Source organism: Catenulispora rubra, from assembly GCF_015356825.1.
Lineage (GTDB): Bacteria > Actinomycetota > Actinomycetes > Streptomycetales > Catenulisporaceae > Catenulispora > Catenulispora rubra.
On sequence record NZ_JAACYW010000554.1, the window covers coordinates 1 to 2509 of the forward strand.

5 protein-coding genes are annotated in these 2509 nt (G+C 70.1%); 2 read left to right on the top strand and 3 right to left on the bottom strand.

Going from position 1 to position 2509, the window contains the following annotated elements:
* The coding region (locus GWK61_RS53880; RefSeq protein ID WP_194922178.1) for a hypothetical protein at positions 1 to 292 on the bottom strand (292 nt) is incomplete at its 3' end.
* Between the two features lie 45 nt (positions 293 to 337).
* Positions 338 to 823, bottom strand: coding sequence for a GNAT family N-acetyltransferase (locus GWK61_RS53885; protein ID WP_194922179.1), 486 nt, complete (start codon positions 821 to 823; stop codon positions 338 to 340).
* Between the two features lie 76 nt (positions 824 to 899).
* On the opposite strand from GWK61_RS53885, the gene GWK61_RS53890 reads away from it, so the two are divergent.
* Positions 900 to 1334 carry a VOC family protein gene (locus GWK61_RS53890; protein WP_194922180.1) on the top strand — a complete coding sequence of 145 codons (435 nt, stop codon included), beginning with the start codon at positions 900 to 902 and terminating at the stop codon, positions 1332 to 1334.
* Between the two features lie 68 nt (positions 1335 to 1402).
* Entirely contained in the window at positions 1403 to 1882 is a 480-nt protein-coding gene (locus tag GWK61_RS53895; protein WP_323748194.1) for an NUDIX hydrolase, read from the top strand.
* Between the two features lie 53 nt (positions 1883 to 1935).
* Here GWK61_RS53895 and GWK61_RS53900 read toward each other — a convergent pair.
* On the bottom strand, positions 1936 to 2509 hold a 574-nt coding region (locus GWK61_RS53900), incomplete at its 5' end, for a cytochrome P450 (RefSeq protein WP_194922181.1).

The following is a 2509-nucleotide window of genomic DNA, read 5'->3' on the forward strand; positions in this document are numbered from 1 at the left end:
GGGTGCGGGGCAGGCGGAGCGTGATGCGGGGCAACGGTTCTGGCGTCGGTTCTGGTGTCCGAAGAACGGTCAACGCTGATGGCTCGCCGATGAAAGTCAGTGTCCTGATGTGGCCGCCGGTGACGCCCGAGACGGTGACCGGGAGGTCGCCGTGGCCGATGGCCAGGTCGGCGATGCGCGCGGCGGAGACGTCGAGGAGCAGGTCCGGATCCGCGTCGGCGGGCCCGATGGACACGTTGCCGCGATGGGCTGCGCGCACCTTGGTCACGGCCGCGGCTTTCCGATCCCACACGGCGCGCAGCCTATCCGGCGGTCAGGACAGCCGATGTGCCTGTGGTCAGGCGTGCTGGTCCGAATAGTTGGACAGGCACACCATGTCGGCTACGAAGCCCAGACTGCGCCAGAATTCGTGCGCCTGCTCAGCGTCGATGCAGGACAGGTAGCGCAGGACGCCGGCGCCTTGGCCGCGCAGGTGGCCGATCGCGGCTTCCGCCAGCTTCCGGCCCACGCCCTCGTGCCGTATCTCCGGGACGACGTACAGCGAGTCGATCTCGCCGATCACCCCGGGCAGCAGGCCGTCGCCGATGCTCAGGCGGCCGTTGACGAAGCCGACCAGTCGGGTGTCGTGCTGCTGTGCGTCGTGCTGCTGCTCGGCGACGAGGCAGAAGGCGTCGCGGTGCCAGGCGGACATGCCGAGCATGCGGGCCAGGTTGCGCTTGCCGTCGGGGGTCAGCGGGCCGCCGTCGGGGGTCTCGCGGCACATGCGGTCCCACAGTTCGGCGACCTCGTCGCCCTCGTCGGCGCGGATTGCTCTGATTTCCACGGTGGTTCACTCCGTTTCGGTGGCTTGGCCCATGCCTACACCGACATCACCGCACCGCGTGTGAAATGCTGGCCCGATGCCGTCGATCAAGCATTTCCAGGTGACCTTCGACTGCGCCGACCCGCAGCGCGTCGCGCAATTCTGGTGCGAGGTGCTGGGGTACGTCCTCCCCCCGGCGCCGGAGGGCTTCGCCACGTTGGCCGAGTACGAGCTCACGCTGCCGCCGGAGAAGCGCGGTGCGTGGGCCGCGTGCGTCGACCCCTCGGGGGTGGGCCCGCGCCTGTACTTCCAGCGCGTGCCGGAGGGCCGGGTCGTCAAGAACCGGGTCCACCTCGACGTGCGGGCCGCGACCGGGCTCGTGGGCGCGGAGCGGGTCGCGGTGCTCGAAGCCGAGTGCGAGCGGCTGGTCGCGCTCGGGGCGTCGAAGGTGCAGCTGCTGCTCGCCGACGAGGAGAACGAGTCGTGCATGGCGATGCAGGACATTGAGGGCAACGAGTTCTGTCTCGACTGAGCCCGGCGTCGGAGTCGGAAGGGTGGCGTGGTGAGCCTGAGCGAGATCGCATCCGGCGAGGTGCCGCGGTGAAGCAGAGCGCGGGCATCCTGATGTACAAGATCGAGGACGGGGAGCTGCGGGTGCTGCTCGTGCACCCCGGCGGGCCGCTGTTCACGAAGCGTGATGCGGGATGGTGGTCGATCCCCAAGGGTGAGTACGCCGACGACGAGGACGCGTTGGCGGCGGCGGTGCGCGAGCTGCGCGAGGAGACCGGCGCGGAGGTCGACGCTGCGCGGGACCGTCTGGTGGAGCTCGGGTCGGTGCGACAGAAGAGCGGGAAGGTGGTCACCGCGTGGGGCGTCGAGGCGGACTTCGACGTGACGACGCTGGTGAGCAACCTGTTCGAGCTCGAATGGCCGCCGCGGTCGGGGGTGCGGCGGGAGTACCCGGAGGTGGACCGCGGGGAGTGGTTCGGGGTGGAGGCCGCGCGGGAGAAGGTCAACAGCGCGCAGGCTGCTTTCGTCGATCGGCTGGCGGCGTGGCTCGCGGAGAACTCCGAGCACTGAGCTGGCTTTTTTTGGCGGCTGAAGCCCGCCGGTCCCCGCCGACTTGTCGCCGACTAGTCCCAGCGGACCGGCAGGTGCTTGAGGCCGTTCTGGAAGTTGGAGGTCAGGCGGACCGGATCGCCGTCGGGACGGATCCGCGGCATCCGGGTCAGGACCTGGCCGAGCATCGCGCGCATCTGGGTCTTGGCCAGGTGCGCGCCGAGGCAGTAGTGCGGACCGAAGCCGAAGCTGACGTGGTCGTTCGGGCTGCGGGTGAGGTCGAGGCGGTCGGGGTCGGGGAAGACGGTCTCGTCGCGGTTCGCGGAGGCGTGGTAGACGACGACCTTGTCGCCGGCCCGGATGGCACGGCCGCCGAGGGTGACGTCGCAGGTCGCGGTGCGGCGGAACTGCATGACCGGCGGCCAGTAGCGGAGCAGTTCGTCGACGGCGGTGTCGAGGCGGGCCTCGGTGTCGCGGCGGAGGTCGGCGAGCTGGTCGCGGTGCTGGAGGAGGGTCAGGAGGGCGCCGGGGATGCCGTTGCGGAGGGTTTCGTTGCCGGCTACCGCGAAGAGGAAGAACATGTTTTCGAACTCGGCGTCGGTGAGGCCTTCGGCGAGGAGGCCGGGGACGATGCCGGTGGGGGTGGCG